Raw genomic sequence first — 20654 nt, 5'->3', positions numbered from 1 at the left:
TTCCCACCCGCCCCACAGGGCAAGCCAGTTCAGATGTCACCCGATCGTGCAGCAGACCCCTGGGTCGGCCGCTGCCGTTCGGTGCCGGGGCAGCAGCGACCGCCACGCCAGGGCCGCCACCGAGCAGCCTGAGCTCCACGGCAGTCCCCGTCCGACGCAACCACTCGCCCTCAACACCCAGCCAGGACGGCTTCCAGGCCCTGCCCGGCGGGATCGTCGAGCGTCCACTGAACAGAGCGAGTCGATGCTCCCCTGAGTCGAGGTGGAAAATGGGGAGCCTTGGACTCTTCGGTGCTGAAGCAGGCGATCGTTGCTAGGATCCAGACATCAGGCTGAGGCAACACGCTGGAACTTTCCCAGAACTCAAATGGCCAGTTCTCACGCTGACTGGCCAACTCGGGCACTCAGTCACATGCCTCCGAAACACTGTGATGCAGCTGATCGTGTCAGTAGTAGAACTCCAGGTAGTCGATCTCCTTGAGTGTCACTTCTTCAAGTGCGGCCGGGACACCATTGCGTTGGAAGTAGCAGGCTGCCAAGGCTTCGCTGAGAATGCGGTTGAGCTCGTCTTCGGGTGCTTGCCTGTGGCGGGCGGCGAAGAGGTGCTTGGGATAGGGGTCGCGCAGGCTGAGGGTGAGGAATCGCAGGCGGGGATCGTCAGTGGAACCGGCGGCAGAGGTGAAGCCGAACCATGCGCGGAAGGAGACGGTCATCATGCCGCCGTTGTCAAGGATGGTGTGGTGTGCTCGGCGCCGGATGCGGGGCTGCCACAGACGGATGACTTCCCGTTCGAGCACCTGGTGCAGAGAGTCTTCAGGGGGCAAGCGGTGGCCGGTCAGGAGCTGATTGAGAGTGTTTTCGCCGGTGCCGAGGTAGGCAGCGAGCGCGGGGAGGCCACCGTCCCTTTGCCGGGCGAGGAAATGGAGGCGGGCTCTGGTGGAGCGTGGTGCGGGACGTGTCCAGTGGCGAGAGTCGGCGCGGTCGAGGGCCTCTTCAACCGTGTTGGCGTAGAGGGTGATTGCCATGACGTGATTCCTTGGCGGTCTGTGGGTGTGGGTAGTTGTCGCGAGAGGCTGATTGTGCGGCGAGGATGGGAGCATGGTGAGAAGTCACGTCCTGCCACCGTTGCCGAGGCGGCCCGCGCTAATTGCCCAGGAGACGACCGCTTCGTTCTTGTGGCGATTGGCTGAGATGAACGGCTGGACGTTCGGGGTGCTAGCACGTCATGTCGGTGCGCCCCGGCAGCTGGAGGATGCCGATCCCAGGCTGCAGGAGGTGTGGCTGGGGCCGGTGGCGCGGGAGTGTCTTGCCCAGGTGAGTGGCAGGCGGCTGGAGCAGTTGGAGAAGGCGCTGCCGACGCTGGCTCTGGCTGCCATCACTGCGAAGGCGCGCCGTCAGGTGCGGGTGGAGGCGTGGCCACAGGAGCAGTTGCCGGTGCAGGCGTGTGCGCTGTGTGTGGCGGGGCGGGCGGAGCGGCCCGTGTGGCGGGTGTGTTCGGATGCGTGGACGGTGTGTACGCGTCATGGTCGGTGGACAGGCGAGGCTGAAGGCAGATTCCAGGTGGGTGTAGGGCAGCTGCCTGAGGTGGTGGAGGCGCAGGTGCGCCGGCAGCGTCTGGAACGTAAGACGGGGCTGTATGCGCGGGTGTTGATGGCGGATGCGTTGCAGGTGGCGATTTACTGGTGGCAGTGTCGGCAGATGGGGTCTCGGTCGGTGTGGGCGGGTCGGCAGGATGCTCTGGGGGTCACTCGTGCTGCGCTGTGGGCGGTGCCGATGGTGGTGTATCCGGAGGCGGTTGTCGTTGCTGAGGCGATGGCGGTTCGTGAGCGGCAGCGGGCGCTGGGCAGGAGCTTTGCGGGTGGTCCGGCAGGGTGGACGACGGGCCGGTGGGTGGAGTGGGTCGGTGAGCGTCTGGGGATGCCGGAGGAGATGGCTGAGGGCGGGCACCGGGCCTTGGAGGCATGGCTGATGGCACACCGCAATACGGTGCCTGTGGTGGAGCGGTTGGCGGGTCCGGCGCCTTCGGCCGGGTATCGCAGCGTTCCGCTGCGGCTGTTGGAACCTCATGCGACCGTGCCTCGTTTCGGCCCGTTGGAGCAGGTGACGTGTCTGCCGTGGCGGCTGGGAGGGCCGATGACGAGCGTGTCTGAGCAGGCCGCGGCTGCTTGGTGAAGGTTTATCCGTTCACTCAGGTCTCCGGTGAGCCGGCGGACGGTGGCGGCCCGCCGGCCTGCGGTCAGGTGCGGGCGTCTTTCACGTAGCGGGCAGGGTTGGCGCCGTCTTCCAGCAGCTGCTGGTACCAGTCGATGGTGCGGGTGCCTTCTTCTTTGGCGTAGCCGGGGTTGACGCCCAGACGGAAGGTTCCCGGCACTGCTTTGCCGTCTGCGCCGTGAGGGGTGACGTCCAGAGCGCTGGGCTGGTGAGCCGGGTAAAGCGCGCAGTCGGAGAGGACTGCTAGGGGGTATCGGCCGGTGTGCTCGGCGGTTTTCGTCATCTTGCGGTGCATGTTGACTCGGGCACGAGAGATGACAGCGGCGCGCAGATCGGGGCGCCAGGTGGGGGTCTTCAGGGCGGGCCAGGATGCGAAGGGCGTGTGCTGGGGGCTTCGTGGTCCTTCGCGGAGCTTGCCGATCCCGCCCTTGCTGGTCGCCTTGATCGCGGCCAGGAGGGCCAGAGCAGCCGGGTCCGCGGTGGGCAGGGCGCGCATGGCGGCCAGGAAGTCGGCGGGCTCCATCTCGGGGACGATCCCGAGATCCTTCATGGTGGCGAGGTAGGCGTCGCGCAGTCGTTTGTACCAGGGGTCGAAGTAGCGGCCGGAACTACGTCGCAGGTACGCCTCCAGGGGCTGGATCGTTGCGCCGAGGTCTTTTACGGCGTAGGCGAGGGTGGGGGTGGCGTACCAGGCGGGCCCGGTGGGCGACTGACCGCTGGAGGTGAAGGGTGAGGGCAGTTTGGGGTCGAGTTCGATGTGGCTGAGGTCGCAGTACCAGGAGCCGGGGATCTTTTCGTCGAAGGCGGGCCGGGCGACGTGCTCGGGCGGGGTGTTCATGCCGACGACGGCGCTGGAGGCGGCAGCGGCGAAGGCGAAGTTGATGTCGAGGCCGACGACATAGGGGTAGGTGACCTCCTCCTCGGTGGTGAGGGGTCGGGTCCAGTCCCAGGCTTCTTCATCCAGCGCATCGCGTGGGTTGCGGCCTCGGGCGAGGGGATGTGCGTCGTGGGCTTCGGGCGGGGCTGGGTCGAGGGCCTTCCACAGTCCTGAGGGGTTGTTCCCACGCTGCCATGTGCCGTCGTTGCCGCGGACGGGGCGAGTGGGGGGCCGCAGGGCGGTCATGAGCTGCTGGCCACAGACTGCGGTGGAGCCGCAGGGGGTCAGGACGCGGTTGGCATAGGTGCCTAGCCAGCGGGCGAGGGAGCTGGGGGTGAGATCGGCGGGTGCGTTCCATCCGCCTTCGGCTAGGGCTCCCCAGGGGACGACTGCCAGTTGCACGCAGCGGCGGCGCCTGGGCTCAGGATCTTGGTAGATGCGGGCCCAAGGGCCGAAACCGCTTCTGGGGAGTTTCCAGCCGTCGCGTTTGAGGTCGGCGTGGACGGGGTGGTGGTCGGGCAGTTGCAGACGGGCTCGGTCGTTCAAATCTGCGGGGAGGCCGAGGCGGTTGGCTGCGGACTCGGTCAGTACGAGGAGTGGGTCGGCGGGTTGGCCGTAGGTGTTGAGTTCGGGCTGGCCAAGGCCTACGGCAAGGGCCCAGTGCAGGACGTCAGTGAGGGTTTCAGCGGGGCATGTGCGCGTGGCGCCGTCGGCGAAGTGGGCTGTGAGGGTTCCGGTGTCCGCGAGGACGGCCAAGGGGCCGGCGGGGAAGCCATCGCGTGGCTGTCCGACGTGGGTCTGTCGTGCCGGCGAGGCCACGGCATGCGTGACGTCCGGCATCGTTGAGGCGGTGCGGGTTCTGGTTGGACCGACAGGTGCCGCTGGAGGGGAAGAAGCGCCGGGAGGCGTGGCGTCCTGGTTTTGAGCCTGCTCGCGGCTGCGTAGTCCGTCGAGCAGTCGGGCGTAGCCGGCGCGGTCGCGTCCTGTCGGTTCGATGAATCCGTTTTCCCACGCCTCGACAAGGTCTGCGCTGGTGGAGAGGGCGGCGGCGATCTGTTCCAGGGACAGGTCGGTGGTGAAGCGCAGTCGGCGGCGTTCGTGAGCGTCGGGTAGACGCGCGGCGGCTTGCGCGAGAAGAGCATCGACGTTGGCGAACACTTCATCGGTACGATCATCATGCACGCTTGCGAATCTGCCAGAACGAGGGCTGCGGTGCCAGTGCAGCACCTCACCTCAAGTGGTTTATTTCTGAAGTAAGTTGAGGGAGGGGTGGGTGCCTTCTCTCGCAACTATCATTGGCTTCGCCAGTGGTTGCTTGTGTATACGAAAGACTGAAGTAGCAGGTAACGACGAGGACGGGATCGCTGGGGAGCGGATGGACAAGGATTTGCGGATCGTCCATCGGGACGCGTGCGGCAGGAAGGTTGAGGTTCCGGTCGCGGATGCGACCGGCCTCCCGCTAACGGCACGGGAAGCTGTGTGGGTTCCCCAGCGCCATCCTTCCCAGCGGAGCATCGTCACTTGGTGGTGGTCGTCGACCACGCGGGACTTCGTGGGCTGCCGGTCGCTGGATCGGTTGTCGGTGGCCATGCTGTTGGATTTCAATCCCCAGGTCGTCGACTTCACCGCGTGGTCAGCAGTGCTGGAGTGGACGGAGCGGGGCAGAACTCGGCGTATGGTGCCGGACTTCTTCGTGCGCACCACTACAGGCCGGACGGTGGTGGTGGCCTGTCCCCCGGCGTCTGGCCCCAGCAGCCGGTGGCAGCGGCAGATCCAGGTGTTGCAGCAGGCGTGCAAGGAAGCCGACTGGGATCTGGGGTCACCCCGGCTACCTCACGCCACTGCGTTGGCCAACCTGCGGTGGGTTTCGCGGTATCGGCATCCGCGCAATGGGGATCGTGCCATCGAGCAGGCTCTGGTGGAGGCTTTCGCGGAGCCGCGGTATCTGATGGAGGGCATACAAGTGGCTGGCGTGCCGCGGCTTCTGGCGCTGCCGCGTCTCTATCACCTGTTGTGGCGGCGCGGGTTGACGGTGGACTGGAGTGTTGCGCTGGGTCCTGCCTCAGTGGTGCGGTGTGGCAACGACGTGTCTGGGCAGTTGCAGCGTCCGTTCGTCATTGAGGGGCAGTCGTGAGAGGGCGGAACGCCAGGCAGCCGGCGGAAGTCCGCGCCCACCGCGGGGTGCTGGCCGGGGGTGACGTGGTGCGCTGGCGTGGCGAGCCGTACACCGTGGTCGGCCTCGATGGTGTTGCGGTGGAGCTTTCTCCGCGGCCGGGTAGCGGTCTGCCGCTGGTGCATCTTCCGTTGCCTGTCCTGGCTGCTGCCGATGATTTCGCGGTTGTGGATGCGGCTGGTCAGCCCGTGGCGCATGCGGATCTGCCGGATTGGTCGCGGTTGGAGGGCATCAGCCCTGATGCCGAGCGCGAGGCACGGATCTGGGAGCGGCACGTCATCGAGGTGGAGACCGGTCTGCTCCCAGGGCAGCCTGAGGATGCGCGATCGCGGCCGGGTTATGACACGGAGCAGTTCACGTTGATCGAGCGGTACAAGACGAAGGCCGCTGAGCTGAACGCGGTGCTCGACTTCGATGTGTCATGGCACACCGTTCAGCGCAAGCGCCTGCTGTACCGGAGGGACGGTGTGTGGGGCCTGGTGGACAAGCGGCGCACCCGTACGCCGTCGCTGCACGGGCGTACGGATCCGCGTGTGGTGGATGCGTTGCTGGCGGTCGTCGAGGGCCGGTCGGGTAAGTCCGCGATCACTGCGGCGGGTGTGTTTGTGCTGTTGCGGCGCGAGGTCCGGGTCCTCTACGGGGAAGCGGTCGCGGTTCCGCCGAACACTACGCTGTACAAGCTGCTGGACCGGCTGGGCATCAAGGTAAGGGACTTGAGCGCTGCTACCCGTCGTCGCATGGACCGTGCCAACAGGCCTGCCCCGCCGTTCGGTGTGACGACCGCTGTGGCGCCAGGTGAGTTGGTGCAGATTGATTCCACCGACCTGGATGTCAAGGTCTTGGGGGATGACGGTCAGCCGACATCGGTGGAGCTGACGGCGATGGTGGACGTGGCGACCCGGAGCATCATCGCTGCCGTTATCCGGCCCAAGACCAGCCGTGGACGGCGCAACAAGAAGCAGCAGCGGCTGGCCCTGATCTCTTCGAGTCGTAGCGGAGCCCGGGCCACCAAAGCGGTCGATGCGTCGTTGTTGCTGGCTCAGGGGCTGGTGCCGGCCCCGATGCGTGCGGGCTTCTCCTCGCAGGTCCATGCCAGTGCTTCAGATCTGCCCTATGAGCAGTTGCTGGAGGCGGATCCGCGGATGGCTCAGGCGGCCGCTCGGCCGGTCATCGTGCCGGACCTGATTGTCATCGATCACGGGGCGGTGTTCGCCGGGCAGGCGTTCTTCGACGCCTGCAACTACCTGGGGATCTCGGTGCGTCCGGCCCGGCGCCGTACCCCGACCGACAAGGCCATCGTGGAGCGCACTTTCGGGGCGATCAAGTCGCTGTTCAGCCAGTACGTCAACACCTACACCGGCAACGACATCAGCCACCGCGCCCGCACCATGGACGGCGAGGTGTTGTTCAACCTCGCCCAGCTCGACGACCTCCTCCAGCAGTGGATCGCGCTGGGGTGGCAGAACCGTTCGCATGACGAACTGCGCAACCCCTATGACGCGAACCTGCCGCCGTTGAGTCCCAATCAGATGTATGCCGCCTGTGTGCAGGTCACCGGCTATCTGCCCGTTCCGCTGAGCAGGGAGGACTACCTGCGGCTGCTGCCGACGGCATGGGTCGGTGTCACCGACGAGGGCATACGGTTCAAAAACCGGGTGTATGAGAACGCCAAGGGCGAGCTCAACGAGTACCGGCGCCGCAGGTCGGGACTGGGAGGCAAGCGGCGGGGCGGCTGGGAGCTGCGTTACAACCCCTACGCGCCGGAACATGTGTGGCTCTACGACCATGAGAAGGGACGCTGGGTGGAAGCTACCTTCCGTCACCAGCATCTGATCGGGGCGCCCTGGACCCAGTACTTGTGGGACATCGCGACAGCGGAGCACGTCCAGCGCGGCGGCCGCAAGGACGACGACATGGCGGTCGCGCAGGCGTTGGCCGACTTGCTCGAGCGTGCCGGCAGCGGACCCGATGCCTCCGAAGCAGCCCTGCTTCCGGACGGTTGGGGGCCCACACTGCCGTCTGCGGCCGATCCCCGTGCGTTCGACCCGTACGGGAACTCCGGCGGCGGAGTGCTCGATCTGGGTGACACAGGCATGTATGCGCTGCCCGGGCCGGCCGACCTGTCACGGCGCAATGCGGGCGACGATCCCCTGTTCCTCTCCCCCGCCTCTATCGGTGGCGGCCCGATGTGGAGTCAGGAGGCGATGGACTCGTTCAAGGACTCGTACTTCGATGACCTGCCTCCGCTCGGGGAGACCGAAGCCGACGACGAACCGCCCGATGCGGCGGCCGGTCTGCAGCCCGACGACGTGCTTCGCTCGATCGAACAGCGCCTGGAGGAATGAGATGAAGAGCCATCGCATCGACGACGTCACGGTCCGCGGCATCGTCGACGGGCCGGTACGTCGCAGGCCTCCACAGCCGGAATGGCGTGACACGCTGACCAACTGGCGTGCTGCGGTCAACAGGGTCATCGATCCGCCCGAGCTGGCCGACTGTGCCCCGCTTGACATCGAACTGGCTGCGGATGACCCGCGGTTCCTGTTCCACGGCAGCATGCGCCCGGTGCGTACCCCGGCCATCAACACGGCGCTGAAGGTGGTCAGGACGCAGTTGCAGGCCAACGCCAAACGCTCGACGGGCCGGATCGGGGTCATCATCGAAGGTCCCCGCAACACCGGTAAGACCACGCTCATGCAGTACCTCGGCCGCCACTACGAACAGCGCATGAACGAGCTGTACGAGGTGGACGAGAACCGTATCCCGGTGATCGCGTTGAGTGTGCCCGCTCAGGGGCGCGGCGGTAATCGCAACTGGGCTTCTGCGTTCGCCTACTTCCTGGGGCTGGAGCGGGATGGTGGCAGTGATCCGACGCGGTCCATCTGTCATGTGATGCGGCATTCGGGAACCAAGCTGGTTCTCATCGATGGCATCGAGCGGTTGCAGCCCGGCTCCGATGTGCAGCAGTCGTTCGCCTTTCTTGAGCACATCAGTGACGAGACCGGCGCCACGTTCGTGTACTGCGGCCGGGGCAGCCGCTCCATCGTGGACCCGATGACCCGCGACCGGGAGACGGCGCTGGAGAGGGACGAGGATCCGTGGGGCGACCATCCGGTGCTGGTGACCAGCCGCCTGGGGTATGACCAGAGCGGCAAGGACCGCTTTCGGAGGATCGTGAACGAGTTCGACAAGGACTTGCGGCTCTTCCACCACAAACAGGGAGACTTGACCAAGTTGTCGCCGATCCTGCATGTGCGCAGCAAAGGCTATCTGCGTGCAGTGTCGCAGTTGATCTGTCAGGCCGCGCAGCAGGCGATGCTGACCAAGCAGGAACGCATCACCGAAGAGCTGCTTGAGACCCTCACGGTTGGCCGGGTGATCGCCATCTGAAGTTTTCGCAGGCGGGCGTTGCTGTGGGCGGATGGGCATCATCGTGGGTGGGAGGGGCTGAACTACCCGGCTGGTGCTTCCTCGTCATGCTCGGGGGCGATCGGGGAAGGTTTTCCGTTCCGTCCCAGCAGGGGGTCCCACACCATGTGGAGGCCCTCTAGGGCGGTGCGTTCTTCCTCGGTCAGTTTCTCGGGTGTTTTACGGACTCGATGGATCCATGCGCCGAGGTCGACGCTGTTGTTCCCCCAGCTTGCTTCGTGGTGTGTGCGGGGGACGCGGAGGTTGCCTTCGCGGGCGAGGTAGTTGGCCGCAGCTTGGAGGTAGGTGCGGATCTCGTCGCGCCGTGCGGTACCGATCTCGCCGTGGTAGAGGCTGTCGACGTAGGGCGCGAGGTGGAGGTCCAGCAGTAGCTGTGCCTGGGCCGGGTGCAGCGTGGTGAAGTGGTTGCGTTGCCGGCTGAGCCATTGTCCGAGCGGAGTGCCGTCGGCGGCTTTGTAGGAGTTGGGGATGTGGCCGGTTCCGTGGGCTTCGATGTGCGCCTTGGCAGCGGCGTACGTTCGCCGCCAGGTGACGGGGAAGGGGGGATTCCACCACGGGTCGATGTCATGCAGGGCTTCATTGTGGGCGGCTGGGAGCCGTCCGGCATTGGCTTTCCTGCGGCACTCACTGATCCAGCGGCCGATGGGGTGACCGGCCTGCGTGGCGTGCTGGGAGGCGGCCAGGTGGCCGTGTTGCTCGGCCCAGGCCCGGGCGTGGCCTGCCATGCGGTTGAAGTCGTTGTCCGGGGCGCTCCAGAGCATTCCGAGGGCGTCGAGAGCGGTGCGGTGTACGTCGTCGAGGCGGTCTGCGATGTGCCTCAGGCGCTGGTTGCTGATCCACTCCCCCAGCGCGAAGCCGTCCGGGGCGTGGTAGTCGGCGGGGACGTCGAGGTGCCCGTACTGCTGCTGGTAGCCGGTGGCGCTGGCCAGGGCTTCGTCCCAGTCACCGGTGGGGGGCAGGGTGACTTCCAGGCCGAGCGCGAGGGCTATCTCCAGGGCGCGTTCGGGCAGGTTGTAGTGCACGGCCCGGGCGGGCAGGCCGGAGGGGCCGCTGGAGTGGGGCATGGCGACCCGGTCGAGGAACGTGTCGTCGTGGGCGCGCAGGGCCTGCAGGATCTGCCACAGGCCGCCGAAGCTGGAGGTGCGTAATACGTCGTGGGCGCTGGCTCCGTCGGGGAGGTAGACGGGGATGACGAGGGTGGCTTTCTTGCCGGCTCCGGGTTCCTGCCGCAGGGCGCGGCCGATGGCCTGGATGGCGTCGATGACGCTTTTGCGGGCGGCGGCGAAGACGACGGCGTCGATGGCGGGGATGTCAACGCCTTCGTTGAGGACGCGGACGTTGCTCAGGACGGCACGGCGGTCGGTCTCGGCAAAGGCCTGCAGCAGATCGCGGCGGTAGGCCGTCTTCTGCCGACTGTCGATGGCTTTCGACCACAGGCCGGGCATGTGCAGGGGGCCTTCGGCTTCGCTTGCGGTGCGGGGAAGGGCGGCGGCGAAGGCGTGAGCGGCGTCGATCCGGTTGTGGAAGACCAGCACCCGCCGCAGTTCGTGGTCGCTGATGGCACGCAGGACAGCGATGTGGAGGGCGGCGGCGCGCAGACCGTTGTGGTGGGCGCTGTCGGCCGGGCTGGAGGTGAGGATGCCGCGCAGGTCCTGGTCTTCGATGACGGGCATGACCACTCGGTAGTCGGCCAGGATGCCCCGTTCGATGGCGTCGGATAGACCCAGGCGGTAGACGACGGGGCCGAAGATGTCGACGCGGTCCATGGTGGCGTCGGGCGTCGCTTCGAACAGCGAGGCCAGCCCGTTCGGGGGCGAGGGGGTTCTCCAGATGCGCGGGGTCGCCGTCATGTAGAGGCGCAGTTTGGCGGGCAGTGCGTCGTCTTGGTGGACAGCGCCCCAGCCTCGGCCCACACGCATGCAGGTGCGGTGTGCCTCGTCGATGACCATCAGGTCCCAGGGCGCCATGGCGTGTGCGTGGTGAGCTTGGTTGACGACGTGCAGTGAGCCGTAGGTGACGAAGACGGTGACCGGGCCTGAGGAGTTGTTCACGGTCTGGGCTATGCAGGCCGGGTCGTTGGTCATGATTGCCTGGCTGGAGGTGAGGCCGCTGCGACGTTGGCTCAGTGAGGAGACGCCCAACGCCACTCCTGGGCGGCCGGCTTGGCGCCAGCGCTGGATGGTCTGGGTCAACAAGGCAAGGGTGGGAACAGCGACCAGGACAGTGCCTACAGCCGCCAAGCGGCGGGCTGTTTCCGTTGCTATGTGCGTCTTGCCTGTTCCGCATGCAGAGACCACCGTGGCGCGACGTTCCCCTGCTTCGAAGGCGCCTACCGTCGCGTCGATTGCCTCTTCCTGGTGCGGACGCAGGGTGGGCGGTGTGTATGTCACGGGGGGGTCCTTAAGATCTGAGAACAGCCGCACGGAGATTGACCATGACGTAGTCCTGAATTCTAGGCGGGTGCTACGGGCCGCTCAGGTCCTTGCCATGGCTGGTGGCTGCGGGAATGCCCAGTAGGTGGCCAGGTCCGCCGTTGCGGGAGACATGCTGAAGGGGCGCGTTGGGATGGCTGGAGCGGGGAAGCAACGTATCAGGCGAGTCTGGAGGTCTCCGGCGCCCTTGCCACGGCAGGCTCGGCTCATCTCCGGTGAGTCAACAGGTTCCTTCGTCGGTCGCCTGGCCGGGCTCAATGGCATGCCGGTGGACGAGGTCTTGGGCATGGTCGGAGACGGCGCGAAAGCGATGGAGCCCCAGTTCACCGAGGTCTACCTCAATGCGCAGGCGCTTGAACGGCTTTCGGTGATGACCGGACGTACTGCGGAGGTCTTGCAGCGGGCTCTGCCGAGCCTGCAAGGGCACCATCTGCTCGATGACGGTCCCGGGCCGGTGTGGAGGTGGCCGCAGTGGGAAGCGAAGGGGGTCTTCCTGGTGCGAGCCTGCGAGTTGTGTGCCGTGTCCAAGCGGATGCCGTCGGATGTGTATGTGGTGTCGGTGACACGATGGCGGGTGTGTGCACGTCATGGACGCTGGCTCGACAACCTGCGTGAGGCAGGCGCCACTTGGCTGTCGCTGCGGGCCGTGCCCGAGGTGGTCGAGGCTCACCGGCAGCGTGTCCTGCTGGAGCGGCGCCTGGGAGGTGGAGGCCGGGCGCTGTTCGCGGACGCGCTGCACCTGGCTGCCGGGTGGTGGAACATCCCGGCCCTCTCACCCCCCGTCTGGAGCGCGCGTCGTGCGCGGCTTACCGGACCGGTGGGCAGTGATCTGCGGGTGGCGCCGCTGGTCTGCTATCCGGAAGCAGTGCACCTCGCGAACACCATGGCGGTCCGTGAACGCCGTCGCATGCGCGGAACGTGGAGCCCCCGGCACGATGCGGCATGGCTGAGCGAAGTGGGTCGCCAATTGCAGGAGTGGAAGATCCCTGTCGCACTGGGGCTCTGGGCGGTGGAAGTGTGGATGGGGCATCACAGCGCACCACCGCTCGCCGAAGGCATGCAGTTGCCCCGCCAGGGCCGCTCCCGGCGCCTGCCTGTACCACTTCCACACCGGGACGCTCCAGCCGATACACATCTGGAGCAACTGACCTGCCTGACCTGGAGGTTCGGCGACGAACCTCGCGATCCGGACGACACGGAGACTTGGTCAGTGGCTGGCCGCGCCTGATGCCATAGACAACAGCCAGGTGACGCAGACGGCAGCCTCCTATACACCGACCCGTTGCCACCTCCCGCCTAGGAGACAAGGGCTGCATGGAGGAGGTTGCGCGGCTTGGTAAATCCCGCAGCCTCCCGCCGCTGACCGGGGCCAAATCGGCCTGCAACCAGCGGTGGAGGTGCCCGCCGAGCCGTTGGGTAAAGTCGGTGCGCTTGCGGACGATCCAGGGCGTGATGCCACGATCACCGCCGCAAGTGATCGTATGCGTTGCCCTTGTCGCGGTGGAGCTTGACTAAGCAGCTAGCGACCGCAAGGGGGTATCCATGCTGATCTGGTGGCGCCACCTGGCGTGGGCCTTGTACCAGGCGTAGGCCTCTACATTGTGGGGCTTGTCGTGTTCAAAGGCCCGGCGCCCTGCACTGATCCACGGCTCAAGGTCGTAGAGGTTTACGTGGCAGGCCTTCAGGAAGGCGATGGCCTGATGGGGACTGGCTGGCAGGGTGCGTCCCTGGATGATGCGGCGGGTGGTGGTGCTCGGCAATTCGCCGGGGTCAGACATCCGTTCCATCTCACCAGGGCTGGGGTAGCCGGCCCACACGTGCTGATCGCGCAGTGCCCGGCTGAAGTCCGCCACGCTCTGGATGAGGTCCGGGTCGGGCGCTTTGTGGACGTAATACGGCGCCCGGGTCGCCCGACGCGCGCGGATCCACAGTTCCAGGGCACAGGTCAGGGCGCTGTCGATGCTGCCGATGAACTCCTCTTCCTTGGTGATGGTCACCGTGACGAACGCCTCGACGGTGGTCCAGGAGGGGACAGAAGTACCGGAGGCAGCGCGCTCGAACGTTGCCTTCGACGGCGCACCGAGCACGTGGTCGGCCATCTGCTCATGGGTCAGTCCGACTGCGGTCTTGCGGGCCCGCAGGAAGTCCGCGAGTTCCGCGCGGGCAGGCACGGTGCGGTCCACGGGGTTCTCAGGGCGTCCCATGCCTGTCACCTCAGTTCCCCGAGTTGAAGTAGGCACGCAGGAAACGGCCGATCCGGCCGCCGCGGGGGCCGTCGGTCACCACCAGCGCGACGACTGCAGCACCGATGCTGCCGGCGCCCGCGAGGAGGACCAGGACGTCGCGGACGTCCATGCCGCGCTGGGTGAGAATCGCCGCGGTAGCGATGCAAACGATGATCACAGACGCATGCGGCGTGCCGAAGCGGCCGCTCACGGAGGTGGTATCGCTGCCGGACGATGCCGGCTCGGTGACCACGGCGCTCGCCGCGGCGGGGGGCTTGACGCCCATGAAGGTCTCCCTAATCACCGTTCAGCGATCGCAGGATCGCTGAACGGTGCTACTCAGCTCCAACCGGTGGTCCAGCCGTGCGTTCAGCGGGAGTTGGCGCTCCCAACACACGAATGGACTGCTGCAGCAAGCTTCCCAGCCGCTAGGGAAGATATGACAGTCGGTCAAGCGGTTGGCTCACCAACGCACCAAAGTAGCCTTCTTGCCGTCGAGCGTCCTGGACATGCAGGTTGCACTCCGCGCCGAGTGCCCGTCGAAGCCAAGACGACGCCTCTCATGGCAGGTCACATCGCTGCACCGCGTCCTAGCATGCGTTACCGACAGGCAAATCATCACATTCCATATTGTTCAGTACTTTTCAGGCATGGTGCACGGAACAGCGGACACGGCGCTGGCCTGCTTTGATTCAATTTCGCGCCGCCCAATGTGCGTACGCATCCCTCGTACGAGGCAGACTCGTCATCACGAGGCGCGGTCTGTTGAAGCAGGTCGCGACCAGCCCTGATTGCTACTGGCTCCAACCGGCACGCACAGGGAACGGGGCAGGTGTTGGCGCGCTTGCCCCACGTGAAGCCGATCGCTGTGCCTTCCCGGGCAGGCATCGGCTTCACCTGTCTCCGCTCCTCGCCAGTAGCCGCGCATGGCGGTTCCCGTCGGCTCCGAGGAGACCGCAGCCCGCAACGCCCCGTGGTCCACGGCCGGCAGACCGGAGCAGCCGTCGCCACTGTGTGCACCGAGTGCATGGGCCCCTTCACCGCTCGTCGGCACGTCCCCAGCCCTACCGCGCCTGCGCCCTCGATTAAGATCCCTCTGTCGAAGCAGGATCGACAATCAGATATACACGCGAGGGACGAGACAGGCGGGCGATGAACGAGGCTGCAGAAAGTCCCCGGCCCTCCGCACACCCGTACCTGCTGGACGGTCGGCGGGTGCGGATCGCGGACCTGCTGGCCGCCGGGCTGCTCACCAATCGGCAGCCCCTGAAGTTCGCGCGGAAGAAGAAGGGCAAGCTGCACCAGGCAGAGGTGACACACGAGCAGGGTGGCGCGATCCGGCTCCTGCCGAGCGGGCAAATCTACCGCTCCCCCTCCAGCGCCGCGCGTGCTGCTGTCGGGTACGGCAGCTTCGATGGCTGGACCGCCTGGCAGCTCGACGACGGACAAGACCTCGACGCCGTGCGTCAGCAACTCCTCGACCAGGCCATGGAGGAGACTGCACCAAACCCGCCCGAGGACGAGACCGCCGACGACGGGCCAACCGCAGCAGTCCTGAACGAGAAGGAGCGGCACCTGCGCCTACGTGCCGCTCGGCAGGCAGCGGCCGAAGGCAGTCCGCAGACACTACCCGTGCGCGAGCTGCTGGGATGGTGGGGCGAGTACGGCCGCGGCGTGGTGACAGAGAAGATCGAGACCGCCCTGGCCAACCACGGCCTGGTCACCGTACCGCCCTTCACACAGGTCAGCCTTGATACCGCCGTGCAGCTGCAGCGCGAGCCGGCCGAGGAAGAACCCGGCGATGCTGCCTCGGCCCGGGACGATCTGGACGGTGGGGAGGAGCGGCCAGTGAGGGAGCCGGGGCCGACCGTGGGCACGATCGCCTCTGCCATGGGTGAAGTGGTGAGCATCAGCCCTCACTCGACGCTCGAGAACGCGGTGACCCTGCTACTGCTGAACGACTTCTCCCAACTACCCGTCATGGCGGGCCGGCAGTTGAAGGGGGCGGTGACATGGAAGTCGATCGCCCAAGCCCGTCACCGTAATGCCGACTGCACGCTAACCGACGCGGTGGTCGACGCCCGAGAGGTCCGCTTCGACCACGATCTCGTCGATGTCCTGCCCGTCCTGGCCGACACCGACTTCCTCCTCGTGCGCGGTGCCCGAGGGGAGATCGGCATTCTGACCGTGGCCGATGTCGCTCTCGCCTATGGCACGCAAGCCACCCCGTTCCTGCTCATCGGAGAACTTGACCGACGCCTGCGTGCCGTCATCGCCGACCGTTTCGACCTGCCCGACGTCACGGCCGTGTGCGACCGCGACGGCTCCCGCCGCCTTACCTCGTTCGACCAGCTCACCTTCGGCGACTACCTGAGCGTACTGGGCAACCGGGAGCGGTGGGAGGAGCTGGGCTGGCCACTGGATCGCGGGGCCTTCGCCAAGCGCCTCGAAGAGATCCGCAAAATCCGCAACGATCTAATGCACTTCAACCCCGACCCACTCCCACACAATGCCGAGGCCAAGATCCGCGGTGTCATCGCCATACTCCGGCAGTACGCCGACTGCTGACCCTGCCACCGGGGCTCGCGCGAGCGGACAGCGTCGATCGAGCAGCAGCCGCAGCGGCCAGCACACCCTCGCGGGCGCTGCTGGAAGCGGGTCAGCCAAGGGCTTGCCGCAAACCGGGCGGGATCAGCACTCGCTCGACGACAGGGCAGCTCCTTACCTCTACCGGGGTTGCCCCGGTGCGGTACCAGCACGGCCCCGGACCAGCACGCCAGCGTCTGAGGAGATCAGTGCGCGGCAGGCTCCCATGCAGAGTGGCTCCGACTGCCGCCCCCGCGCGCACTGATCCGGGCACCAACCGGCGCGGGAGTCAACGTAGTCCAGCCCCGAACGCCACGTGATAAACGTGGACGTAGTCGTCAGCGGACACTCCCAGACCGCGCGTCATCTTCCGCCATACCCCCTCCAGCCTCTGAAGATCATTTTCGCTCCAGGCATCCACGATGCTTCGCCACCGGCGCTGGACCCAGATCTCCTCCATCGGCAGATCACGGCCCTCGCACGGCCAGATCTCTATGTGCCGGCCACGACCGCGGCCGCATAGCCAGTCCTTGAAAACGGGAGCCAGATCGGCACGCCGGCGCAGCCAGAACGCATCGTTGATCTTCTTGAGCTCGGTGCTGTCAGGAAGACGGGTGCCCCTCTTCCAGCCGTCGACCGTGGCGCTGGATACGTCGAGTCCTGCCGCCTTCAACCAGGCGAACTCGCATGCGCCCCAGGTGGCATAGCGCAAACGGACCTTCATGCCGATGGCCGTCGTGAAGGGGGGAATGGTTCCTTCAGCCCAGCAGTCGAACTCCAGAGCCAGCAGCTCGCCGCCGGTTCGGTCCTGCGATGGGTCGAGGCGGCTGAAGCGCTCCTCGGGGGATATCGGCATAACGGCCACATCGTTGGGCACGGTACTTCTCCGCTTCGGCAGGACTCGGCTGCGCCCTTGTTGCAGCAGTCCTCCGGCCGGCGCAGCCCCAGCGCAACCACCGTAGGCGACAGGTGCTGCCCCGGATGACATGGGGCTGCCTCTTTCCCGGCAGGCCGACGATCCTGAGAGGGTGTCAAAGTGTCCTGCTCATGCCGGTGTGCATGAGTTGTCGGCTCCTGATGTGTCGGGGTGCGGCGTGAGGCGGTGGCCGCCACCGGAGGCAGGCGGTCACCTGCTGCCCGGCTTCTTGCTAGGCCTCCTGCGTGAGTCCTTCTTCGACGGTGTGGGACAGGACATGTTCGGCTTCTTCGTGCGTGAGCCGCACGCTGCGCACGGCGCGGGCCCTGTGCTCCGAACCGGAGCAGTGGACGGTGAAGTCGTAACCACCGTCGGCTTCCTCAAGGGTCACGTGCATGTGCATGGGCCAGTCGCAGCCCTGGGCGCCCCGGGTCAGGTGCAGGTGGCGGCGTAGGGCGGCAAGCCTGTGGTGGGGCGGAAGACTGCGCTGGGCGCGGCAGCCGTCACAGTGCAGCAGGTACTGCACGCTGCCCGGCCGGGCCAGGAACTCCTTGCCCTGCCCTTCCATCGTGTTGCAGCTGACGCACAGAGGGCCGCGGATCAGGCCGTGGGCGTGGCAGTGGTCCCAGTCGGTGGCGGGGCGGGCCGTCTCGCACACCGCGCACAGGAAGTTGGCTGGGCTGGGGCCGTGTTCACGCACACAGGCGTAGGCAGCGCCCTGCAGTTCGCGGCGGTAGCGGCGCAGGCTCGCGGCCGCGCAAGCTGGGCAGATGATCTTCCAGCCGGTGGCGGTCGGGGTGCGCCAGCTGCCGTCGGGGCTGAGGGCTCCGCAGCCGTCGCACGGCTGGCGAGCGGCGTGGAACCTGGTCTCGACCTCGTCTCGCTGGTCAAGGATGAAGGCGAGGGTGCGGGGGATCATCCAGCTCTCGCCCGCCCGCATGAGGGCGCGTACGGGCAGCGTGCACGCGATGGTGTAGTCCTGGTACTGCCGGAGCAGGCAGTCGGGAGCGGTATGACAGGGCTGTTGTGCGGCTGCTGCCTGCGGCGGGTGACAGCAGCAGCCGCTGCCCGCTCCCGCGCCGTCGATGACGCGCCGGATCTCGGTGCGCCAGCCGGTGCGCGTGAAGCCGTCCGGACTCCATGCCTCTTGCTCGGCAGGCTCCAGACACACGAGGTCTTCGGGGTCCCAAGGCAGTTCCGCCACGGTGCGCCCCGCGCGCAGCACATCCTTCGGCATGAACTGCCACTGGCCAGCGTGCTTGTAGGAGCGCACCGGTACGTGCCCGAAGAACACGAAATCATGCGGAGCCCGGTCTTTGCGCCGGAACCGCTCGGGAGCCAGGGGGATCGGGCAGGTACGTGTCACGTCGGCCAAGTACGACACCGCTGTCTTTCGAGTGAGCACCCGGCCAGCATGACACCCGCCACCGACAGTGGGGAAAGTGCCTCAGGGCGCTGAGGCCTGGCGATGAACCCGGCAGCCGCCTCGAGTTGCAGGCTCGCACCTCGCCCCACCTCTAGGTGCACGCCATGTACATGCCAGACGGCCGAACTCGATCAATCCCTAAACTCAAAGAACTTACCGATGGAGTTGCAACATCTCCCGATTGAACTACCGCATCCCTGATCAGCGGCATGATCAAGTCAGAAGCAGGCACATAGCCACAGTTCAGATGGGCACCTCATTTCTGCCAATACAACTACCGCACCCCAGGTCAGAGATCTACTGATGTGGCAACTCCATAGGTAAGCGACAGGCGACGTCGTCGGTGTCCGGGTCGTAGACGGTGCCCGGCGCGGCGGCGGCGAGCAGCTGGGCGATGCGCTCCCACTCCGCGAGCTCCGCCCGGCCGCGGACGTCGTCGGCCAGGTGCTCGTGCCGGGAGTCCTGCCGGGCGTCGAACCGGGCGTCCTCGAGGGCCGCTGCAACGGCGCCGGCGTCCATGCCCTTCGCCCGGCGCCGTACGACACGGCGGCCTATGCGGGCGGGGTCGACCGGCTCGCGGGGCGAGCGGGCGGCGGGCACCGCGCCGGGGCGGCCAGGGCGTGGTCATCGTCGGCCTCGCAATCGGGTGCGGAATCAGGGCGGGCCGCCGCCAGAGCGCTTCTGCGGCGGCCCGTGAATACGTGTTACTGAGCGCTTCAGTTGGCGGATTAGCGCGATAGTTGGCGAGCCGAGCGCGATAGGTGGCGGCGTGTCGCCACCCGCAAGAACATCGGCCCCGTGCTGGAGGGCGACGCCTACTTCGACCTGCGGTTCCCCTGGGCACCTCAACTGGCCGCACCACCCGCGCCCACGTCGATGGCCTGGAACCCGCCCTGGGCATGGCCTGTATCCACGAGCCCGGCAGCGGCACCGCATGGATCCAACGGGAGCTGTGGCCGGAAACCGACCACTCGCGAGAGTGGTTGAGCCGGTGAGCCGTTTTTCGCATTTGAGGCAGGGGAGCCTGCACCGGTCCTGACCGTCTCCCATGAGCCAGTCCTCCCTCTTGCATCCAGGAGGCTTCCCTTGTCCCATCCCATCCGGCGTCTGCGGCCGACCACGGCCTCATGGTCCAGGTGAGGTGGGCCTCGCTTTCTCTGCACCAACTTGCTGTCCCCCGCCTGCAGGACCCCGCCCTGGTGGCGGGCTCGGCGCCGCGAGCACCGGCCGTCCGGGCCGGACCAGCGGTTTCCGGCACCGCACGACAACATCACCGACCCCAGGAGAGAGATCATGGCGCCTCAGCATGCGACACCAATCCCTGACATCCCCGGCGGCACGAGATTTGCCCGTCCGGTCGTCTCAGCCGTGGCAACCATCGCGATGGCCGGTGCACTGCTGGTGCCCCTGGGGCAGACCCCGGCGTACGCCGCTGACTGCGCCAAGACCTACACCACCCCTGGCACCTACACCTGCACCATCCCGCAGGGCGTCACCGAGGTCACCGTCAACCTCGTCGGCGCCGGTGGTGGCGGCGGCGGGGCCGGAGGCTGGGGGCAGACCGGCGCCAATGGTTCCACCGCCATCGGGGGAGGCACCGGCGGGGCCGGCGGCGGGGGCGGCAGCGGAGGCTACGTGTACAGCTGCGTGATCGATGTGTCCAGCATCAAGTCGCTGACCGTCATGGTAGGTGCCGGTGGCTCGGGCGGCGGCGGAGGCGGCGCCCCCGGCGTCGGCGATCAGACCGGTACGGGAGGGGGCGCGGGCGGCGGCAGCAGCCCCGGCAGCCCTGGTACGAGGGGTGTGGCGGGCAAGGGCGGCGAAGGTTACAGCGGCGGAGGCGGCGGCGGCGCCGGACAGAGCTCCAGCGACGGTGTTACCCACGGCGGCGCCGGCGGAAGTGGTCTGGGCGTCGACGTACACGGGGCTAATTGCAGGGGCAAGAGCGGTAGCGGGGCCCCGGGCGATCGGGGTGGTGACGGTGCTGGTCACAGCGGCGTCAACCAAGGCGGCGCCGGTGTCAGCCCTGGCAACCCCTACGCTCCGCCCGTCCCCGCGCAGTGCACTGGCTTTGGAGGCGGTGGGGGTGGCGGAGGCGCCAGCGGCGCCGGCGGCAAGGGCGCCTCCGGCGGCACCGACGGCCAAAGGAGTGGCTCAGGAGGCAGCTTCGGCGGCGCGGGCGGATCCGGCGGCAACGGCTGCGCCCTGCTGTCCTGGTGAACACAAGGCCGGCCTGCTGAGCGCAACACCGCTTCCTGCAGCAGATCACCGATTCGCATGCCTGATCCGGACCATGAGGGGGTGCCCGTTACAGGCACCCCTGTGCCTCCCCTCGTAGTGTGGAGATGTCCGCTATGAGGAAGTTCGATGGCAGAGATA

At 67.0% G+C, this 20654-nt stretch carries 15 protein-coding genes; 7 read left to right on the top strand and 8 right to left on the bottom strand.

Annotation, left to right across the window (positions count from 1 at the left end; all coding sequences use genetic code 11):
- Window positions 1-446: 446 nt before the first annotated feature.
- On the bottom strand, window positions 447-1025 hold the full coding sequence (tpg, locus tag IEZ17_RS39315; RefSeq protein WP_189308433.1) for a telomere-protecting terminal protein Tpg: 579 nt from the start codon (window positions 1023-1025) through the stop codon (window positions 447-449).
- Window positions 1026-1098: 73 nt separating this feature from the next.
- Here tpg and IEZ17_RS39310 point away from each other — a divergent pair, with 73 nt between their 5' ends.
- Entirely contained in the window at window positions 1099-2172 is a 1074-nt protein-coding gene (locus IEZ17_RS39310) for a TniQ family protein (protein ID WP_189308432.1), read from the top strand.
- Window positions 2173-2236: 64 nt separating this feature from the next.
- Here the strand turns inward: IEZ17_RS39310 and tap are convergent, their stop codons facing one another.
- Entirely contained in the window at window positions 2237-4270 is a 2034-nt protein-coding gene (gene tap / locus IEZ17_RS39305) for a telomere-associated protein Tap (RefSeq protein WP_189308431.1), read from the bottom strand.
- Window positions 4271-4361: 91 nt separating this feature from the next.
- Between tap and IEZ17_RS39300 the strand changes: the two genes are divergently transcribed.
- The 3 genes from IEZ17_RS39300 (at window position 4362) to IEZ17_RS39290 (ending at window position 8651) form a co-directional block, all read left to right on the top strand.
- Window positions 4362-5222: a TnsA-like heteromeric transposase endonuclease subunit gene (locus IEZ17_RS39300; protein WP_189308430.1), complete on the top strand. Its 861-nt coding sequence runs from the start codon at window positions 4362-4364 to the stop codon at window positions 5220-5222.
- A gap of 65 nt (window positions 5223-5287) precedes the next feature.
- Window positions 5288-7606 (top strand): DDE-type integrase/transposase/recombinase, encoded by a 2319-nt coding sequence (locus tag IEZ17_RS39295; protein WP_189308429.1) that lies wholly within the window; start codon window positions 5288-5290, stop codon window positions 7604-7606.
- Window position 7607: 1 nt separating this feature from the next.
- Window positions 7608-8651: an AAA family ATPase gene (locus tag IEZ17_RS39290; RefSeq protein WP_189308428.1), complete on the top strand. Its 1044-nt coding sequence runs from the start codon at window positions 7608-7610 to the stop codon at window positions 8649-8651.
- A 62-nt stretch (window positions 8652-8713) separates the two neighbouring features.
- On the opposite strand, the gene IEZ17_RS39285 is transcribed toward IEZ17_RS39290, so the two are convergent.
- The gene (locus IEZ17_RS39285; protein ID WP_189308427.1) at window positions 8714-11080 is read right to left on the bottom strand and encodes a DEAD/DEAH box helicase; all 2367 of its coding nucleotides are present in this window, start codon (window positions 11078-11080) and stop codon (window positions 8714-8716) included.
- A gap of 154 nt (window positions 11081-11234) precedes the next feature.
- Here IEZ17_RS39285 and IEZ17_RS39280 point away from each other — a divergent pair, with 154 nt between their 5' ends.
- Entirely contained in the window at window positions 11235-12350 is a 1116-nt protein-coding gene (locus IEZ17_RS39280) for a TniQ family protein (RefSeq protein WP_308427751.1), read from the top strand.
- Window positions 12351-12633: 283 nt separating this feature from the next.
- On the opposite strand, the gene IEZ17_RS39275 is transcribed toward IEZ17_RS39280, so the two are convergent.
- Together IEZ17_RS39275 and IEZ17_RS39270 are read right to left on the bottom strand one after the other, a co-directional pair.
- Entirely contained in the window at window positions 12634-13326 is a 693-nt protein-coding gene (locus IEZ17_RS39275; RefSeq protein ID WP_189308425.1) for a helix-turn-helix domain-containing protein, read from the bottom strand.
- Window positions 13327-13336: 10 nt separating this feature from the next.
- Entirely contained in the window at window positions 13337-13633 is a 297-nt protein-coding gene (locus IEZ17_RS39270; RefSeq protein ID WP_189308424.1) for a hypothetical protein, read from the bottom strand.
- Between the two features lie 866 nt (window positions 13634-14499).
- Between IEZ17_RS39270 and IEZ17_RS39265 the strand changes: the two genes are divergently transcribed.
- Entirely contained in the window at window positions 14500-15915 is a 1416-nt protein-coding gene (locus IEZ17_RS39265) for a restriction system modified-DNA reader domain-containing protein (protein WP_189308423.1), read from the top strand.
- Between the two features lie 307 nt (window positions 15916-16222).
- Here the strand turns inward: IEZ17_RS39265 and IEZ17_RS39260 are convergent, their stop codons facing one another.
- From IEZ17_RS39260 to IEZ17_RS43510, 3 genes are all read right to left on the bottom strand, one after another.
- The gene (locus IEZ17_RS39260) at window positions 16223-16810 is read right to left on the bottom strand and encodes a hypothetical protein (protein WP_189308422.1); all 588 of its coding nucleotides are present in this window, start codon (window positions 16808-16810) and stop codon (window positions 16223-16225) included.
- Between the two features lie 271 nt (window positions 16811-17081).
- Window positions 17082-18143 (bottom strand): endonuclease domain-containing protein, encoded by a 1062-nt coding sequence (locus IEZ17_RS39255; RefSeq protein ID WP_189308421.1) that lies wholly within the window; start codon window positions 18141-18143, stop codon window positions 17082-17084.
- A 429-nt stretch (window positions 18144-18572) separates the two neighbouring features.
- Window positions 18573-18875, bottom strand: a complete 303-nt coding sequence (locus IEZ17_RS43510; RefSeq protein WP_229853066.1) for a hypothetical protein — start codon at window positions 18873-18875, stop codon at window positions 18573-18575.
- 768 nt (window positions 18876-19643) lie between these two features.
- Between IEZ17_RS43510 and IEZ17_RS39245 the strand changes: the two genes are divergently transcribed.
- Window positions 19644-20495 carry a hypothetical protein gene (locus tag IEZ17_RS39245; protein WP_189308420.1) on the top strand — a complete coding sequence of 284 codons (852 nt, stop codon included), beginning with the start codon at window positions 19644-19646 and terminating at the stop codon, window positions 20493-20495.
- Window positions 20496-20654 lie beyond the last annotated feature (159 nt).

Origin of the sequence: Streptomyces albospinus (assembly GCF_014648695.1) — a bacterium.
Taxonomy (GTDB): Bacteria; Actinomycetota; Actinomycetes; order Streptomycetales; family Streptomycetaceae; genus Streptomyces; species Streptomyces albospinus.
The sequence above is the reverse complement of the archived record's forward strand: the minus strand, read 5'-3'. Positions and strand labels throughout refer to the sequence as shown.